Genomic DNA, 13,193 nt, shown 5'->3' on the forward strand with positions numbered 1-13,193 from the left:
GCGGGGCTGGAAAGGATCGGCATAACCCGCGTGCGGTCGGGTAGCCGCGCGCCCATGGCTCCACCACGCAGAAGCCCGACGCGAAACACCGACCACATATCCGACATCGCTTCCGGACCTGTCGCGGGACATGTCCCCGGACCTGTCCCGGGACCCTTCTCCGGACCCACCCGCCGTTCGCTGCTCGCGGGGGCCGCGGCGCTCGGCGCGCTCGGCGCCGCCGGCTGCACCAGGGTGGCCACCGCCTCCGGCGCGAAGGGCGGTGACCTGCTCGGCCGGCTGAGGGCCGCCGGTGTCGTGCGCCTGGGCATCGCGGGCGAGATCCCGTTCGGGTACATCGACACGGACGGCGAACTGACCGGTGAGGCGCCCGAGCTGGCCAGGGTGATCTTCAAGCGGCTCGGAGTGGACCGGGTGCAGCCCGTGCCGACCGAGTTCGGCTCGCTGATCCCGGGCCTGAACTCCCAGCAGTTCGACGTCGTGGCCGCGGGGATGTACATCAACCCCGAGCGCTGCGAGCAGGTCATCTTCTCGGACCCCGACTACCAGATGCTCGACTCGTTCATCGTACGCAAGGGCAACCCGCTCGGGCTGCGCGACTACCGGGACGTCGTCGAGAAGAAGGCCAGGTTCGCCACCGGCACCGGCTACGCGGAGATCGAGTACGCCGTGGAGGCGGGCTACGAGGAGAGCGACATCCTCATCGTGCCCGACCAGGTGGCCGGGCTGAACGCCGTCGAGGCCGGGCGTGTGGACGTGTTCGCCGGGACGGCGCTGACCACCCGCGAGGCGGTGAAGAAGTCCGCCAAGGCCGAGGCGACCGAGCCGTTCAGGCCGATCGTCGACGGCGAACCGCACGTCGACGGCGGTGGGTTCGCCTTCCGGCCCACGGAGACCGGGCTGCGGGACGCCTTCGACCGGGAGCTGCGAAAGCTCAAGGAGAGCGGCGAACTGCTGCGCATCCTCAGGCCGTTCGGGTTCACCGAGGAAGAGATGACGGATCTGACCGCGAAGGAGCTGTGCGGCGGATGACCTCGGGACTGTGGGAACTCGTACTTCGGGGCCTGTGGGTCACCGTCCAACTGCTCGTCCTCAGCATGCTGCTGGCCACCGCCGTGTCCTTCGCGGTCGGCATGGCGCGCACCCACCGGCTGCGGATCGTCCGCTTCCTCGCGGGCTTCTACACCGAGGTGTTCCGCGGCACCTCGGCGCTGGTGATGATCTTCTGGGTGTTCTTCGTGCTGCCGCCCGCCTTCGGATGGCAGCTGGTCCCGCTGTGGGCGGGCACCCTGGCGCTCGGGCTGACCTACGGGGCGTACGGCTCCGAGATCGTGCGCGGCGCGCTGAACGCCGTCGACCCCGCGCAGCGCGAGGGCGGGATCGCGCTCAGCCTCACCCCGTGGCAGCGGACGCGGCTGATCCTGCTGCCGCAGGCGGTGCCGGAGATGATCCCGCCGTTCTCCAACCTGCTGATCGAGCTGCTCAAGGGCACCGCGCTGGTGTCGGTCATGGGCATGGGCGATCTGGCCTTCAGCGGCAACCTGGTACGCCTCGCCCTCCAGGAGAGCGCGGAGACCTACACATACGTCCTGCTCGTCTATTTCGTGATCGCCTTCCTGCTCACCCGGGTGATGCGCGGGCTGGAGCACAGGCTGAAGGCCGGGGTCGGCAAGGCCCCGGAGCGCGAGACCCGGGCGCCTGAGCCGGTCGTGGTGGAGGGGGTCCGATGAACTGGGACTGGAACGCGGTCACGGACTTCATGCCGCACTTCCGGGACGGTCTGCTGGTCACCCTGCAGATCCTGGTGATCGGCTCGCTGATCTCCTTCGTCCTGGGCCTGGTGTGGGCGCTGCTGATGCGGGTGCCGAGCCGCTGGGTGACCTGGCCCGTCGGCGCGGTCACCGAGTTCGTCCGCGACACCCCTCTGCTGGTGCAACTGTTCTTCCTCTTCTACGTGCTGCCCGAGTGGGGCGTGACGGCCTCGGCACTGACCACCGGTGTGATCGGCATCGGCCTGCACTACTCGACGTACACGATGCAGGTCTACCGCGCCGGCATCGAGGCGGTGCCCGTCGGCCAGTGGGAGGCCGCGACGGCGCTGAACCTGCCGCTGGGGCGGACCTGGACGGCGGTGATCCTGCCGCAGGCCGTCCGCCGGGTGGTGCCCGCCCTCGGCAACTACGTGATCTCCATGCTGAAGGACACACCGATGCTGATGGCGATCACGGTGCTGGAGATGCTCGGCGAGGCCCGGCTGTTCTCCCAGGAGACCTTCCGCTTCACCGAGCCCCTGACCGTGATCGGCGTGGCCTTCATCGTCCTTTCCTATCTGGCCTCCCTTGTTCTGCGAGCCCTGGAGCGACGCCTTGCCCACTGAGACCCTCCCCGACCCGAAGAAGCACCCCGCGACGAACAGGACCGCCGAGCTGATCCGGCTGGAGCGGGTGAGCAAGCGGTTCGGCGACAACCTCGTCCTCGACCACCTCGACTTCTCCGTCGAAGCGGGCCGGCACGTCACCCTGATCGGGCCGTCCGGTTCCGGCAAGACCACGATCCTGCGGATGCTGATGACCCTGACCGAGCCCGACGAGGGCACGATCACCGTCGACGGGGACAGGCTCTTCCCCGCGCCGGAGAAGCAGATCCGCGAGGTCCGCAAGAAGATCGGGATGGTCTTCCAGCAGTTCAACCTGTTCCCGAACATGTCCGTGCTGCGCAATGTCACCGAGGCGCCGGTCACCGTGCTCGGCCTGTCGAAGGACGAGGCGGAGGCGCGCGCCCGGGAACTGCTGGATCTGGTCGGCCTGGCCGACAAGTGCGACGCCAAGCCCTCCCAGCTGTCGGGCGGTCAGCAGCAGCGGGTGGCGATCGCGCGGGCGCTGGCGATGCGCCCGCGGGTGCTGCTCCTGGACGAGGTGACCTCCGCGCTCGACCCTGAACTGGTCGCGGGCGTGCTGGACGTGCTGCGGGACATCGCGCGCAGCACCGACATCACCATGCTCTGCGTGACCCACGAGATGAACTTCGCCCGGGACATCTCCGACCAGGTCCTGATGTTCGACTCGGGGCGCGTGATCGAGTCGGGCCCGCCGGAGAGGATCTTCGGCGACGCCGAGCACGAGCGCACCCGGGAGTTCCTGAGCGCGGTGCTGTGATTTTTTACGGTCCGTCACCGTACGCGCCAGTACCGTCACCCGAGGTCGGGGCGGCGGGGCATCCCTTGGGCATATGCCAGCCGGTTACGCCCCTGCTGGGAGGGCGGTCATCTCGTCAACTGCCGCCCACTACCTGCCTCTTGCCGGTTATCGTGGAGAGCGAGAGCAGGTCCAGGACGGAAGTGAGCGAGCGCAGGGGGAGACCGTGGCGCTGAAGCACGAGCCGACCGTGCCGTACCACTCGGCACAGGACGCACTACGCGTTCTGGAGACGGTGGCCCGGCACCCCGCCGGCGTCACCGTCACCGGGATCGCCCGCCGGACGGGCCTGCGCGCCGAGCGGCTGACCGGACTGCTGCGGATGCTGCGCCGCGAGGGGTACGTCGACCAGGAGACCGACGGGGCGTACGTCACCGGCGCCGCGCTCGCCCGGCTCGGCTCGGCGCACCGCCACGACGAGGCCCTGCGCGAGCAGCTCCAGCGCACCCTGGACCGGCTGCGGGACTCCGTCGGCGCGGCCGTCTACATCAGCCGCTACGTCGACGGCGAGGTCCGGGTCACCCAGTACGCGGCCGGCCCGGCCACCCCGGCGGTCAACGAGTGGGTCGACTTCCGCTACTCGGCGCACGCCACGGCGGTAGGCAAGAGCCTGCTCGGCCAGCTGGACCACAACGGCCGCCGTGACCACCTCGCCCGGCACAAGATGGCCCGCCTCACCTCGCGCACCATCACCAGCGACAAGGTGCTGCTCTCCCGGCTGGAGGCCCAGCCGCCGACGGTGCCGGTGCTCGACCTCCAGGAGTACGCGATCGGCACGGTCTGCGCGGCCGTCCCGATCACCGCCGGTTCCGCCGTGGGCTGCCTGGCCCTGTCGCTCCCGGTCGAGCACGCTCACCGGCTGCGCGAGGCGGCCGACACCCTCAACCGCAACGCGGCCCCGGTGCTGCTGTCCCTGGCCCTCTAGGAGGCCCTGCCGCGGTGGTCCGGAGCACCCGCACGGAGCGGGTACTATTTTCTTCGTCGTCGGCCGCGGACAGCGGACGGCGGGAGTCACGCGCCGCTAGCTCAGTTGGTTAGAGCAGCTGACTCTTAATCAGCGGGTCCGGGGTTCGAGTCCCTGGCGGCGCACAGCGAAAGGCCCCTCGTGCACACGGGGGGCCTTCTCCATGCCCGGCCACCGGGCGCAGGGATCAGCCGAACGTCACGACGACCGTCGCCACGAAGGCCACGCAGAACATCACGACCCCGCCGAGGAACGCCAGCAGCACGATCACGGTCGCCGTGTGCCCTCCGTGGCCCGGGGGGCGCGCCGTGGCGAACACGTCCGGGCCGTCGGCGTAGTGCACGACGACGATGTCGCCCTCCACCGTCGTGCCGGGACCGCCCGCCTCCTCGAAGCGCACCACCCGGCCGTCGCCCGCGGTGAACTCGTACACGTGGTGCAGGACGGTGCGCACTCGGCTGTCTCCGCCACCGTGCGTGGTCGTGTACGTCCGCAGGCACCGGGCCTCGGCGGTCAGGCCGCTCCGCCAGGCCCCGCGCAACCGCGCCCACTGGCGCACCAGCCGGTACGCGAGGAACAGCGCCACGGCCGCGATCAGGCCGGGCACGAAGAAGAAGATGACATCCACTGGACTTCCCCCGAGGTCGGTGGTGCTCCCCTGTGCCGCCGCCGTCGGGCGGTGGCACAGGGACCGTACCCCCGGGGGGAGCCCGACTCTCTCAAGCGTTGCTCAGAATTGGACGTCCGAGCAGGCGTAGAACGCGTTGGCCGTGTCCGCGATCGTCCACACCGCGACGATGACGTGCCGGCCGCTGAGCCCGGACGGCAGGGTGCCACTGTGCGAGAGCGTCTGCGGCGGACGCTGGCCGTTGTACGGGACCGTGAGGAACGGGGTCAGGTTGAGGTCGGACCGGGCCAGGTTGTGGTTCTGGTTCCAGCCCGGCTTGGTGACGTAGTACTTGAAGTCGGTCGTGGCGTGCATGGCGGTGAACTGCCAGCGGAACGAGTAGCTCTGCCCGCCGTTCACCCTGGTCGTCGGCCACGCGCCGCCCGACGGGGTGCGCGGGCTGTCGAGCTGGCCGAACTGCCCGTTGTTGCCGGAGCAGATCCGTCCGTCGGCCGGCCCGGAGGAGGGGAAGCCCTTCGGGCCCTCGACGCTCTGCGGCTCCCACTGGATGTTGCCGCAGTTGGTCACCGTGCCGTTCTGACACAGCTTCTGCCGGCTGATGGGGAGGTCGGTATAGCCATGGCTGCTGGCTCCGCCGGACGAGAGCACCAGGGCACCGGTGGTGGCCATACCCACCATCAAGGCGGACAACTTGGTCTTTTTACGCATACTGCCGCTCCTGGAGAACGTGGGGGAAGTTCACTGAGCTTGCAGGTCTAGACCAAGCATGAGTTTATTGCCGTCAGTTGAACATGTCCATACCAATCACCGACCGGTTTCCCCCCGACTCGCGCAGAACGCCAAGGTCAAGTCCTTGACCAGTACCCTGCGTTCGTCGTCGTCCAGCGCCACGAGCCCCCGCATCGTCAGCCGGGTCACGGTGTCCTCCACCGAGTCCACCACCGAGGTCAGCACGCTCGCCCGGGCCTGGGCGTCCAGCGCGGCGATCCGGCGCCGGTGCATCGCGTCGGCCACCTCGGGCGCGTACTCCACCCGCACCGGCTGGACCCAGAAGACCTCCAGACCGACCGGCGTCGCGTCGGCGGCCACCAGCCGGGTCAGCGCGTCGGCCGCCGCGTCCACCGCGGGCTTCGCCGCGCCCGGCATCTCCACCGGCACGCGCGCCAGCGCCGCCTCCACGCACACCCGCAGATACGACTCGTGGTTCTCCACCGCCAGCACCGCCCGCGCGGTGTCCCGCACCCGCCACACCACCAGCACCACGATCCGCAGCGCGACCCCGTTCCCGTCGGCCGCCGGCATCGGCTCACTGCGCCAGTGCCGCAGCCGTACGTCGACCCGGCGCCGCGGCAGCAACGGGTTCACCCACATCAGACCGGTCCGCCGGACGGTCCCCCGGTAGCGGCCGAACATCCCCAGCACCCAGGCCCGCCCGGTGCGCCCCCGCGCCAGCCCGGCGAACCCGAAGAGGCCCAGCGCCCCGGCCCCGGCGTACGCCGCCCACTGCGCCGGACCGGAACCGGCACCCGCCGAGGCGGTCATCCCCACCGCCGTGGCCACGGCCGGCGGCAGCGTCCCCGCCCACCACGAGGTGAGCACGCACCCGGCCGCCCCCGCGGCTCCGGCGAGCACCCCGACCGTCGCGGGCAGCACCCGCGCGGGCCGCTCCACCAGATCGGGGTCGACCTGCGGCACCGGACGGGACCGCGCCGGCACCTGGCGGCGCAGCCGCGGTTGCTCGCCCGTTCCCTGCCGGCGATTCACCACGGCCGGCCGCAGCTGCACCGACACCGGGTCCGGGTCGTCACGGAACAGCAGATGGACGGGGATCTCGGTGGTCGCCTCGTTGTGGATCACCCGGACGGGCCGGGCGGGAGGCGGCGGGGCCTGCTCGGTCCCCCCGGGGTCGGGTGTCTGGGGAGTGGTCGTGGTCATCCGTGTCTCCAGCCTCCGCGCCAGATGCGTTCGTGGGGGAACAGCGGGTCAGGAGAAGAGCCTGCGCCAGGTCTCGGGCCCGGGGACGCCGTCGGCGGCGCCGCCGCGCCAGCCCTGGGTGCGCTGGAACGCCTCGACCGCCCGCCGGTCCGCCTCGCCCCAGCGGGGGCCGGGCCCGTTCGGGAGGTGCCTGCCGAACCCCTTCCTCACCAGCTGCCTGCCGAGCTCGGTGACGTACGGGTTGACGGCGCCGGGCCGGAACATCGCCCGTCCCGGATAGCCCGGTACTCCGTACGCGGCGGGCGTCCTCGCACCGGCGTGCGACGCGGGGGCCTGTCCGCCGCCCCGCCTCGCGTCGGTCCGGGGCAGTGCCGGGGTCCGGGACGGCGTCGGGGGCGGGGTCTCTGGAGGCGTCACGAGCGGGGTCTCCGATGGGGTCGCGGGCGGGGTCTCCACCACGCCCTTGTAGCGATAGGGGACGTACCGGGCGGAGTTGCTCCAGTAGGCGTACGGGGTCACAGCCCGGCGGGCGGCCGGGCGGGTCGACTCGTAGGCGATGTACGACGTCCGGGTGTGGTCGGTCCAGCCGCCGAAGAGGACGACGTGGGAACCGTTCTCCGGGTTGTCCGGGTTGTGGAAGAGCAGCATGTCGCCGGGCTGCAGTTCCGCCTTGGTGATACGGGTGCCGAAGGTGTGCAGGGAGCCGGTCCATTCGTTCTGCGGCAGGCCCCAGGCCATCGAGACGTAGCCCGAGCAGTCCTGCCGGTAGCCGTCCGACCAGTAGGAGGTCATGCTGTACGGCACCTTCGCGTCGACCCATGTCTGCGCCCGCGCGATGATCTTCTCCCGGGTCGTCTCGGGCGTCTTCCCCGCGTCCGACGGCTTCCCCGGCGTCCCGGCCGGACCGTGCAGCGGGGCCGTGCCGCCCTGGGGGGTCTCGGGCTCGTCACCTGTGGGAACGCCGGGCCGCGCGGGGGCGTGGGCGGCCGCGGGAGCGGGCGCGGCCTGAGCGACGCCGAGGGCCGTGGAGGTCAGCGCGGCCAGTGCGAGGACGCGCCGGGCGGCGGGGCGGGCGGTGGGGCGGTGCGGGGTGGAACGCGGCAGGACGGGGCGCCGGTGGGCGCATCCGGGGCAGTCGCAGTCGCTCACGGGATCGATTTCCTCGAATACCGGAGTCTCCATGCGATTCCCCTCACACTGCTGGCGAGAATTTCCGGACCGGTGCACGTTGATCAGTTTCACAACTGTCTTCCGGGCGCGCATGTTGACGGTCCGAATGATGTACGGCCCCCGAAGGCCCCTTCCCGGGCCCGGCCGGCCCCCTCTTCGGCGGTCGGGAGCACCCGTGGAGGTCATGTAGAGTTAACGATGTCAGCAGGCGCCGCTAGCTCAGTTGGTTAGAGCAGCTGACTCTTAATCAGCGGGTCCGGGGTTCGAGTCCCTGGCGGCGCACCGACAGCGAGGCCCCTCATCACGGTGAGGGGCCTTTCGCATGGTCGGAGGAGGGTCCTCCCCGGTCATGGCCGGTTACCCTCTGGCCATGGCAGCGCGTGACCTCCAGGAACGGATCAAGCAGCTCATCGTCGACGGCCGGCTGGCCTCGGGGGCGCCGCTGCCGACCGAGCCCGAGCTGATGGCGTTCCTCGGCGCGAGCCGGAACTCGGTCCGCGAGGCACTGAAGGCGCTCCAGGCGATGGGGATCATCGAGATACGGCACGGCTTCGGCACCTATGTCGGCCGGATGTCCCTCGCGCCGATGGTCGAGGGCCTCGCCTTCCGCACGGTCGCCGGGCACCACCGGGGCGAGGACAGCCTGCGCCAGCTCCTCGATCTGCGGGAGGCGATGGAGACGGGGCTGGTCTCCCGGCTCGCGGGGCGGCTCCCGGACTCCGACCTCGCCGAGTTGGAAGCGCTCGTGGACACGATGGACCGGCGGGCCGCGCGGGGGGCCGGTCTCGCCGAGGCCGACCGGGCCTTCCACGCCACCCTGTACCGGGCGCTGGACAACACGCTCCTGAGCGAGGTGCTGGAGGCGTTCTGGGACGCCTTCCACCGGGTGAGCAGGGACCTTGTCGAGGTGCCGGGCGATCCGCGGATCACCTGCCGGCAGCACCGGGAGATCCTGGACGCGGTGCGCGCCGGCGACTCGCTCCGCGCCGAACAGGCCGTCGGGGACCACTTTCGCCACCTTCGTACCCGGCTGCGCTCATGCGCCCCGGCCGACGCCAACTTGCGTCCGAATGAGCCCGTATAACGGATGCATACCCTTCATCCCATCTTGTGATCATGCGGAACGGCGTAGAACCCTGGTCCCAAGTGGCTGCGAGTACACGCCCATTGGGGGGACAAGAACCGGTTGCCGGTGGAGCGGGGAGGGGGCCCCGTTCATGAGGCGACGCCGAGGGGGCGTCGCGCGACCGGACACGCGCCCGTGCCGGCCGAGGGGGACCGGAGCGGGTGAAGGGACCGACAGACACGCGGTGCCGACCCGCGTGCGGGGGGATGCCTCATGACGTCGACGCCGACGGGCGCCCGGCAGGACCGAGGCCCACTCGTCCTAGAACTCGCAGTCGTCGTCGCCCAGGACGCGTGCCCCCAGCAGGCCGGCGATCTCCCGCATCTTCTCGATGAGAACCGCGTCCGGGTTCTTCACCACGACGCGCCCGAGTCTCCAGTCCAACCAGGCGCCGTGGGCGTCCCGTTCGGGGTGGGTGACCATCTGCGCCAGCCACGCGTGGCGGTACTCCAGCACCACATCCTGGCCTCGCGGAGAAGACCGGGCCACCTGAACCATCTCCAGGTCCGGGTCGGCCTCGACCACCGCCGCCCACTCCTCCCTCGTGATCTGCTCGCCCTCATCCGCCCACCACGGCGTACGTCTGGTGATGTGCACGTCATAGCCCATGCCCGTCACGGTAGAGGGCACCACGGACACCACCGACGCGATCACGAAGCCGCACCGGAGCACCAAGGGGTCGTCGCCCGCGCTCCCGACGCCCCTGACATACGCCGCGTTGCTCCCACGAGGTGGCGAAGAGCCTTGGCCGGGAGCTGTTACCGAGCTCCGGTGAGATACGCCGAGACGACCACGTTCGCCGTGTAGCTGCCCGCGGCGCGGTCGAAGGTGCCGCCGCAGGTGATCAGGCGCAGTTCGGCACGCCCCGACTCCCTCGGTCCGTAGGCCTGTTGCGCGTCGAAGCGGTCGCGGCTGAGGACCCTGACGTCCTCCACGGTGAACTCGGCGACCTTGCCGTCGGCCCGGAACACCCGGACGGTCTGGCCGGGGCGCAGGGCGCTGAGCCGGTGGAAGACGGCGACGCGGGTCTCGGTGTCGACATGGCCCACCATCAGCGCGGTGCCCGCCGTGCCCGGCTCGGCGCCGGCCCCGTACCAGCCGACGACGCCCGGCTGGTCGTACGGCGGCGGGTCGACCGCGCCCCGCGCGTCGAGCCCGCGGGCCACGACCGGCGCCCGGATGCCGAGGCCGGGGATGTCCAGGCGCTCGGGCCGCGCGCCGGTCAGCGGCTCGGCGGCGGGGGGCAGCGCGGCGGCGGGCGGGCGGCCCGCCGCCGCCATGTCGCCGGTGGCGGGCGCGGTCGTGCCGACCCGCACGTCGGTCACCTCGCGGCCCCACAGCCACAGTCCGAGCAGCAGCACCGCCCAGATGACGCCCGTGACCAGCCGTCCGGTGGCGGTCCCTCCTTCGCGGTCGGACATGATCGCTCAACCCGTCCTGCGGCTCCGGCGGCGACCGAGCACATTGACCGCGACACCGGCCGCGCCGGCCAGGACCAGTCCGGTGACCGCGTGCGCCGCGTCGGGTCCGGCCGCCCGGGCGTCCTCGTCCCCGGCGACGAGGTGCGCCGCGCCGCCACCCCCGGCCCGCACGGGGGCGATCGGGGAGGCGTGGCCCGAGGGGTGCTCCACGCCCGCAGGCGAGGTCGAGCCGTCGGTCAGGGTGAGCGGGGCCGTGATCGACCTGGGCCCGTCCGCTCCGTCGCAGGTGACCGTGACCTCGTAGGACTGCTCCGGCGCGAGCGCCGAGCGGATCCGGGTCTCGCCGGTCAGCGTGCCGTCCAGGCCGCTGAGCCGGGCCTCGGTGACGAAGGCGGCCGAGGTGGCGACGCCCGCCTGTCCCGTGCAGCCGGTCACCCTCAGCCCCAGCTCGCCGCCGGGGGCAGGGGTGGCCGGGGTGACCGAGACACCGCCGTCCGTCGCGTGCGCGACCGGAGCGAGTGTCGCGGTGCCCGCCAGCACTCCCGTACAGAGAGTGAGTCGCAGTGAACCCATCGTGGTGAACCTCCAGACTCCTGGAGACTCCCCCGCACGACCCGCCCCTGCATCCTCAACAGGGGCGGAACTGCTCCGAAAGAGTGGGTTTCACCCCGATCCGCCCGGTCCGTGGTTTCGGTACGGCCGGATGCGCACCGCAGGGTCCGCCGGATGCGCTCCACAGGATCCGCCCGATGCGCTCCACAGGGTCCGCTAGATGCGCTCCACCAGGTCCGCGATCGAGTCGACGATCTTGGAGGGCCGGTAGGGGAAGTCCTCGACCTGTCCGGGGCCGGTCAGGCCGGTCAGCACCAGGAAGGTCTGCATACCGGCCTCGATGCCCGCCAGCACGTCCGTGTCCATCCGGTCGCCGATCATCGCGCTGGTCTCGGAATGGGCGCCGATCGCGTTGAGGCCGGTGCGCATCATCAGGGGGTTCGGCTTGCCCGCGAAGTAGGGCTTGCGGCCGGTCGCCCGGGTGATCAGCGCGGCGACGGCACCGGTCGCGGGCAGCGGGCCCTCGGCGGAGGGGCCGGTCTCGTCCGGGTTGGTGCAGATGAAGCGGGCGCCGCCGAGGATGAGGCGTACGGCCTTGGTCATGGCCTCGAAGGAGTACGTCCTCGTCTCGCCGAGGACGACGTAGTCGGGCTCGTGGTCGGTGAGGATGTACCCGATGTCGTGCAGCGCGGTGGTCAGGCCCGCCTCGCCGATGGCGTACGCCGAACCGCCGGGCCGCTGGTCGTCCAGGAACTTCGCCGTGGCCAGCGCGGACGTCCAGATGTTCTCGACCGGCACGTCCAGTCCCATCCGGCGGAGCCGGGCGTGCAGGTCGCGCGGGGTGTAGATGGAGTTGTTGGTGAGCACCAGGAACGGCTTGCCGGACTCGCGCAGCTTCTTGATGAAGGCGTCGGCGCCGGGGATCGGGGTGCCCTCGTGGATCAGGACCCCGTCCATGTCGGTCAGCCATGAATCGATGGGCCTGCGGTCTGCCATGTGCGTCGATCACTTCCTGGCGTACGTGCGAAACAGGGGCGCCGGAACCGCGGCGTACCGACGCCCCCAAGACTAGTGCCGGGTGTTCCCGATCGCGTCGGCCACCCGGTGGCTCAGCTGCCGGTCGCGGACTTCCAGGAGTCGACGTACTTCGTCAGGTTCTCGCCGATGTCGTCCCAGTCGGGCTCGAAGATCTCGACGCCGTCCATGAGCTTGGTGAGGGCGATCGCGTTGGCGTCGGTGGCCTTGACGTCCTGGCGGGCCGCGAAGCCGCCGCCGATCTCGCTGACCTGGGCCTGCGCCTGCCGGCTCAGCATGAAGTCGAGGAGCTTCTTGCCGTTCTCGCCGTGCGGGGCGTCGGTGACCAGGCCGCCGGCGTAGGGCAGGGCGAAGGTGGTGGGCTTGCCGCCCTCGCGGGCCGGGAACCAGATGCCGAGGTGGGGCATGGTCTTGGACTGGGCGAAGTTCATCTGGACATCGCCGTTGGCGACGTGCAGTTCGCCCTTGTCGACCTTGGGGGCGAGCTTGCCGGTGGAGGCGGACGGGCCGACGTTGTTGGCCTGGAGCTTGCCGAGGTAGTCCATGGCGGGCTGCTCGCCGCCGAAGTCGTGCATGGCCTTGATGAGCACGGCGGTGCCGTCGCCGGCGACCCCGGGCGTGGAGTACTGGAGCTTGTTCTTGTACCGGGCGTCGAGCAGCTCCTCCCACGTGGTGGGGGCCTGCTTCAGCTCCTTCGTGTTGTAGATGAACCCGAAGTAGTTGTTGACGACCGAGGTCCAGGTGCCGTCGGCGGACTTGTCGGCGCCGCTGACCTGGTCGGAGCCCTTCGGGGCGTACTTCTGGAGCAGGCCCTTGTCGTCGGCCTGCTGGATGAAGGGCGGGAGGGTGACGAGCACGTCGGCCTGCGGGTTGCGCTTCTCGCGGACGGCGCGCTGCACCATCTCGCCGGAGCCGCCCTCCACGTACTCGACCTTGATGCCGGTCTCCTTCTCGAAGTCCTTGAAGACCTGGTCGTACCAGCCGTCGCCGTTCTCGCCCTTGAGGCCGTCGGCGCTGTAGACGGTGACGACCTTCTCGTCGGAGGCGGCGGAGCCGCCGCCGCAGGCGGTCAGGGAGGCGGCGAGGGCGAGGCTGCCGAGGACGGCGGCGACCGGCTTGATGTTCTTTGCGGGCATGGCGACGTGAACTCCTTGCGTGGGTGCGGGGT

The 13,193-nt window shown here is 71.0% G+C and carries 15 protein-coding genes and 2 tRNA genes; 8 read left to right on the plus strand and 9 right to left on the minus strand.

Annotated elements, in window-relative coordinates:
* Positions 1-54: 54 nt before the first annotated feature.
* The 6 genes from ehuB to ACWCPM_RS09405 all read left to right on the plus strand — a co-directional run bounded on the left by ehuB (position 55) and on the right by ACWCPM_RS09405 (position 4,283).
* A complete protein-coding gene (gene ehuB, locus ACWCPM_RS09380; protein WP_450975526.1) occupies positions 55-1,032 on the plus strand; it encodes an ectoine/hydroxyectoine ABC transporter substrate-binding protein EhuB in 978 nt (325 codons plus the stop codon).
* Positions 1,029-1,730, plus strand: a complete 702-nt coding sequence (ehuC, locus tag ACWCPM_RS09385; RefSeq protein WP_450975527.1) for an ectoine/hydroxyectoine ABC transporter permease subunit EhuC — start codon at positions 1,029-1,031, stop codon at positions 1,728-1,730. The genes ehuB and ehuC overlap by 4 nt, the downstream gene beginning before the upstream one ends.
* Positions 1,727-2,377, plus strand: a complete 651-nt coding sequence (ehuD, locus tag ACWCPM_RS09390) for an ectoine/hydroxyectoine ABC transporter permease subunit EhuD (protein WP_450975528.1) — start codon at positions 1,727-1,729, stop codon at positions 2,375-2,377. Before ehuC ends, ehuD begins: the two co-directional genes overlap by 4 nt.
* Positions 2,367-3,155 carry an ectoine/hydroxyectoine ABC transporter ATP-binding protein EhuA gene (gene ehuA / locus ACWCPM_RS09395; protein WP_450975529.1) on the plus strand — a complete coding sequence of 263 codons (789 nt, stop codon included), beginning with the start codon at positions 2,367-2,369 and terminating at the stop codon, positions 3,153-3,155. The genes ehuD and ehuA overlap by 11 nt, the downstream gene beginning before the upstream one ends.
* Positions 3,156-3,360: 205 nt before the next feature.
* Positions 3,361-4,119, plus strand: coding sequence for an IclR family transcriptional regulator (locus ACWCPM_RS09400; protein ID WP_450975530.1), 759 nt, complete (start codon positions 3,361-3,363; stop codon positions 4,117-4,119).
* Positions 4,120-4,209: 90 nt separating this feature from the next.
* Positions 4,210-4,283, plus strand: a tRNA-Lys gene (locus tag ACWCPM_RS09405).
* 62 nt (positions 4,284-4,345) lie between these two features.
* On the opposite strand, the gene ACWCPM_RS09410 is transcribed toward ACWCPM_RS09405, so the two are convergent.
* From ACWCPM_RS09410 to ACWCPM_RS09425, 4 genes are all read right to left on the minus strand, one after another.
* Positions 4,346-4,786, minus strand: a complete 441-nt coding sequence (locus ACWCPM_RS09410; protein WP_450975531.1) for a hypothetical protein — start codon at positions 4,784-4,786, stop codon at positions 4,346-4,348.
* A gap of 102 nt (positions 4,787-4,888) precedes the next feature.
* Positions 4,889-5,494: a lytic polysaccharide monooxygenase auxiliary activity family 9 protein gene (locus tag ACWCPM_RS09415; protein WP_450975532.1), complete on the minus strand. Its 606-nt coding sequence runs from the start codon at positions 5,492-5,494 to the stop codon at positions 4,889-4,891.
* Positions 5,495-5,590: 96 nt separating this feature from the next.
* Entirely contained in the window at positions 5,591-6,721 is a 1,131-nt protein-coding gene (locus ACWCPM_RS09420) for an SPFH domain-containing protein (RefSeq protein WP_450975533.1), read from the minus strand.
* Between the two features lie 48 nt (positions 6,722-6,769).
* Positions 6,770-7,903, minus strand: coding sequence for a peptidoglycan-binding protein (locus tag ACWCPM_RS09425; RefSeq protein WP_450975534.1), 1,134 nt, complete (start codon positions 7,901-7,903; stop codon positions 6,770-6,772).
* 196 nt (positions 7,904-8,099) lie between these two features.
* Between ACWCPM_RS09425 and ACWCPM_RS09430 the strand changes: the two genes are divergently transcribed.
* Together ACWCPM_RS09430 and ACWCPM_RS09435 are read left to right on the plus strand one after the other, a co-directional pair.
* Positions 8,100-8,173, plus strand: a tRNA-Lys gene (locus ACWCPM_RS09430).
* An 88-nt stretch (positions 8,174-8,261) separates the two neighbouring features.
* Positions 8,262-8,975, plus strand: coding sequence for a FadR/GntR family transcriptional regulator (locus tag ACWCPM_RS09435; protein ID WP_450975535.1), 714 nt, complete (start codon positions 8,262-8,264; stop codon positions 8,973-8,975).
* A 303-nt stretch (positions 8,976-9,278) separates the two neighbouring features.
* On the opposite strand, the gene ACWCPM_RS09440 is transcribed toward ACWCPM_RS09435, so the two are convergent.
* The 5 genes from ACWCPM_RS09440 to ACWCPM_RS09460 all read right to left on the minus strand — a co-directional run bounded on the left by ACWCPM_RS09440 (position 9,279) and on the right by ACWCPM_RS09460 (position 13,161).
* A complete protein-coding gene (locus ACWCPM_RS09440; RefSeq protein ID WP_450975536.1) occupies positions 9,279-9,626 on the minus strand; it encodes a hypothetical protein in 348 nt (115 codons plus the stop codon).
* A gap of 149 nt (positions 9,627-9,775) precedes the next feature.
* On the minus strand, positions 9,776-10,438 hold the full coding sequence (locus tag ACWCPM_RS09445; protein ID WP_450975537.1) for a class F sortase: 663 nt from the start codon (positions 10,436-10,438) through the stop codon (positions 9,776-9,778).
* Positions 10,439-10,444: 6 nt separating this feature from the next.
* Positions 10,445-11,011 (minus strand): hypothetical protein, encoded by a 567-nt coding sequence (locus ACWCPM_RS09450; RefSeq protein WP_450975538.1) that lies wholly within the window; start codon positions 11,009-11,011, stop codon positions 10,445-10,447.
* Between the two features lie 195 nt (positions 11,012-11,206).
* Complete coding sequence (locus ACWCPM_RS09455) at positions 11,207-11,986, minus strand: HAD-IIA family hydrolase (protein WP_450975539.1); 780 nt, start codon at positions 11,984-11,986, stop codon at positions 11,207-11,209.
* 113 nt (positions 11,987-12,099) lie between these two features.
* Complete coding sequence (locus tag ACWCPM_RS09460; protein WP_450975540.1) at positions 12,100-13,161, minus strand: 2-aminoethylphosphonate ABC transporter substrate-binding protein; 1,062 nt, start codon at positions 13,159-13,161, stop codon at positions 12,100-12,102.
* Positions 13,162-13,193: the final 32 nt, after the last annotated feature.

The organism is Streptomyces sp. NPDC002309, from assembly GCF_053593375.1.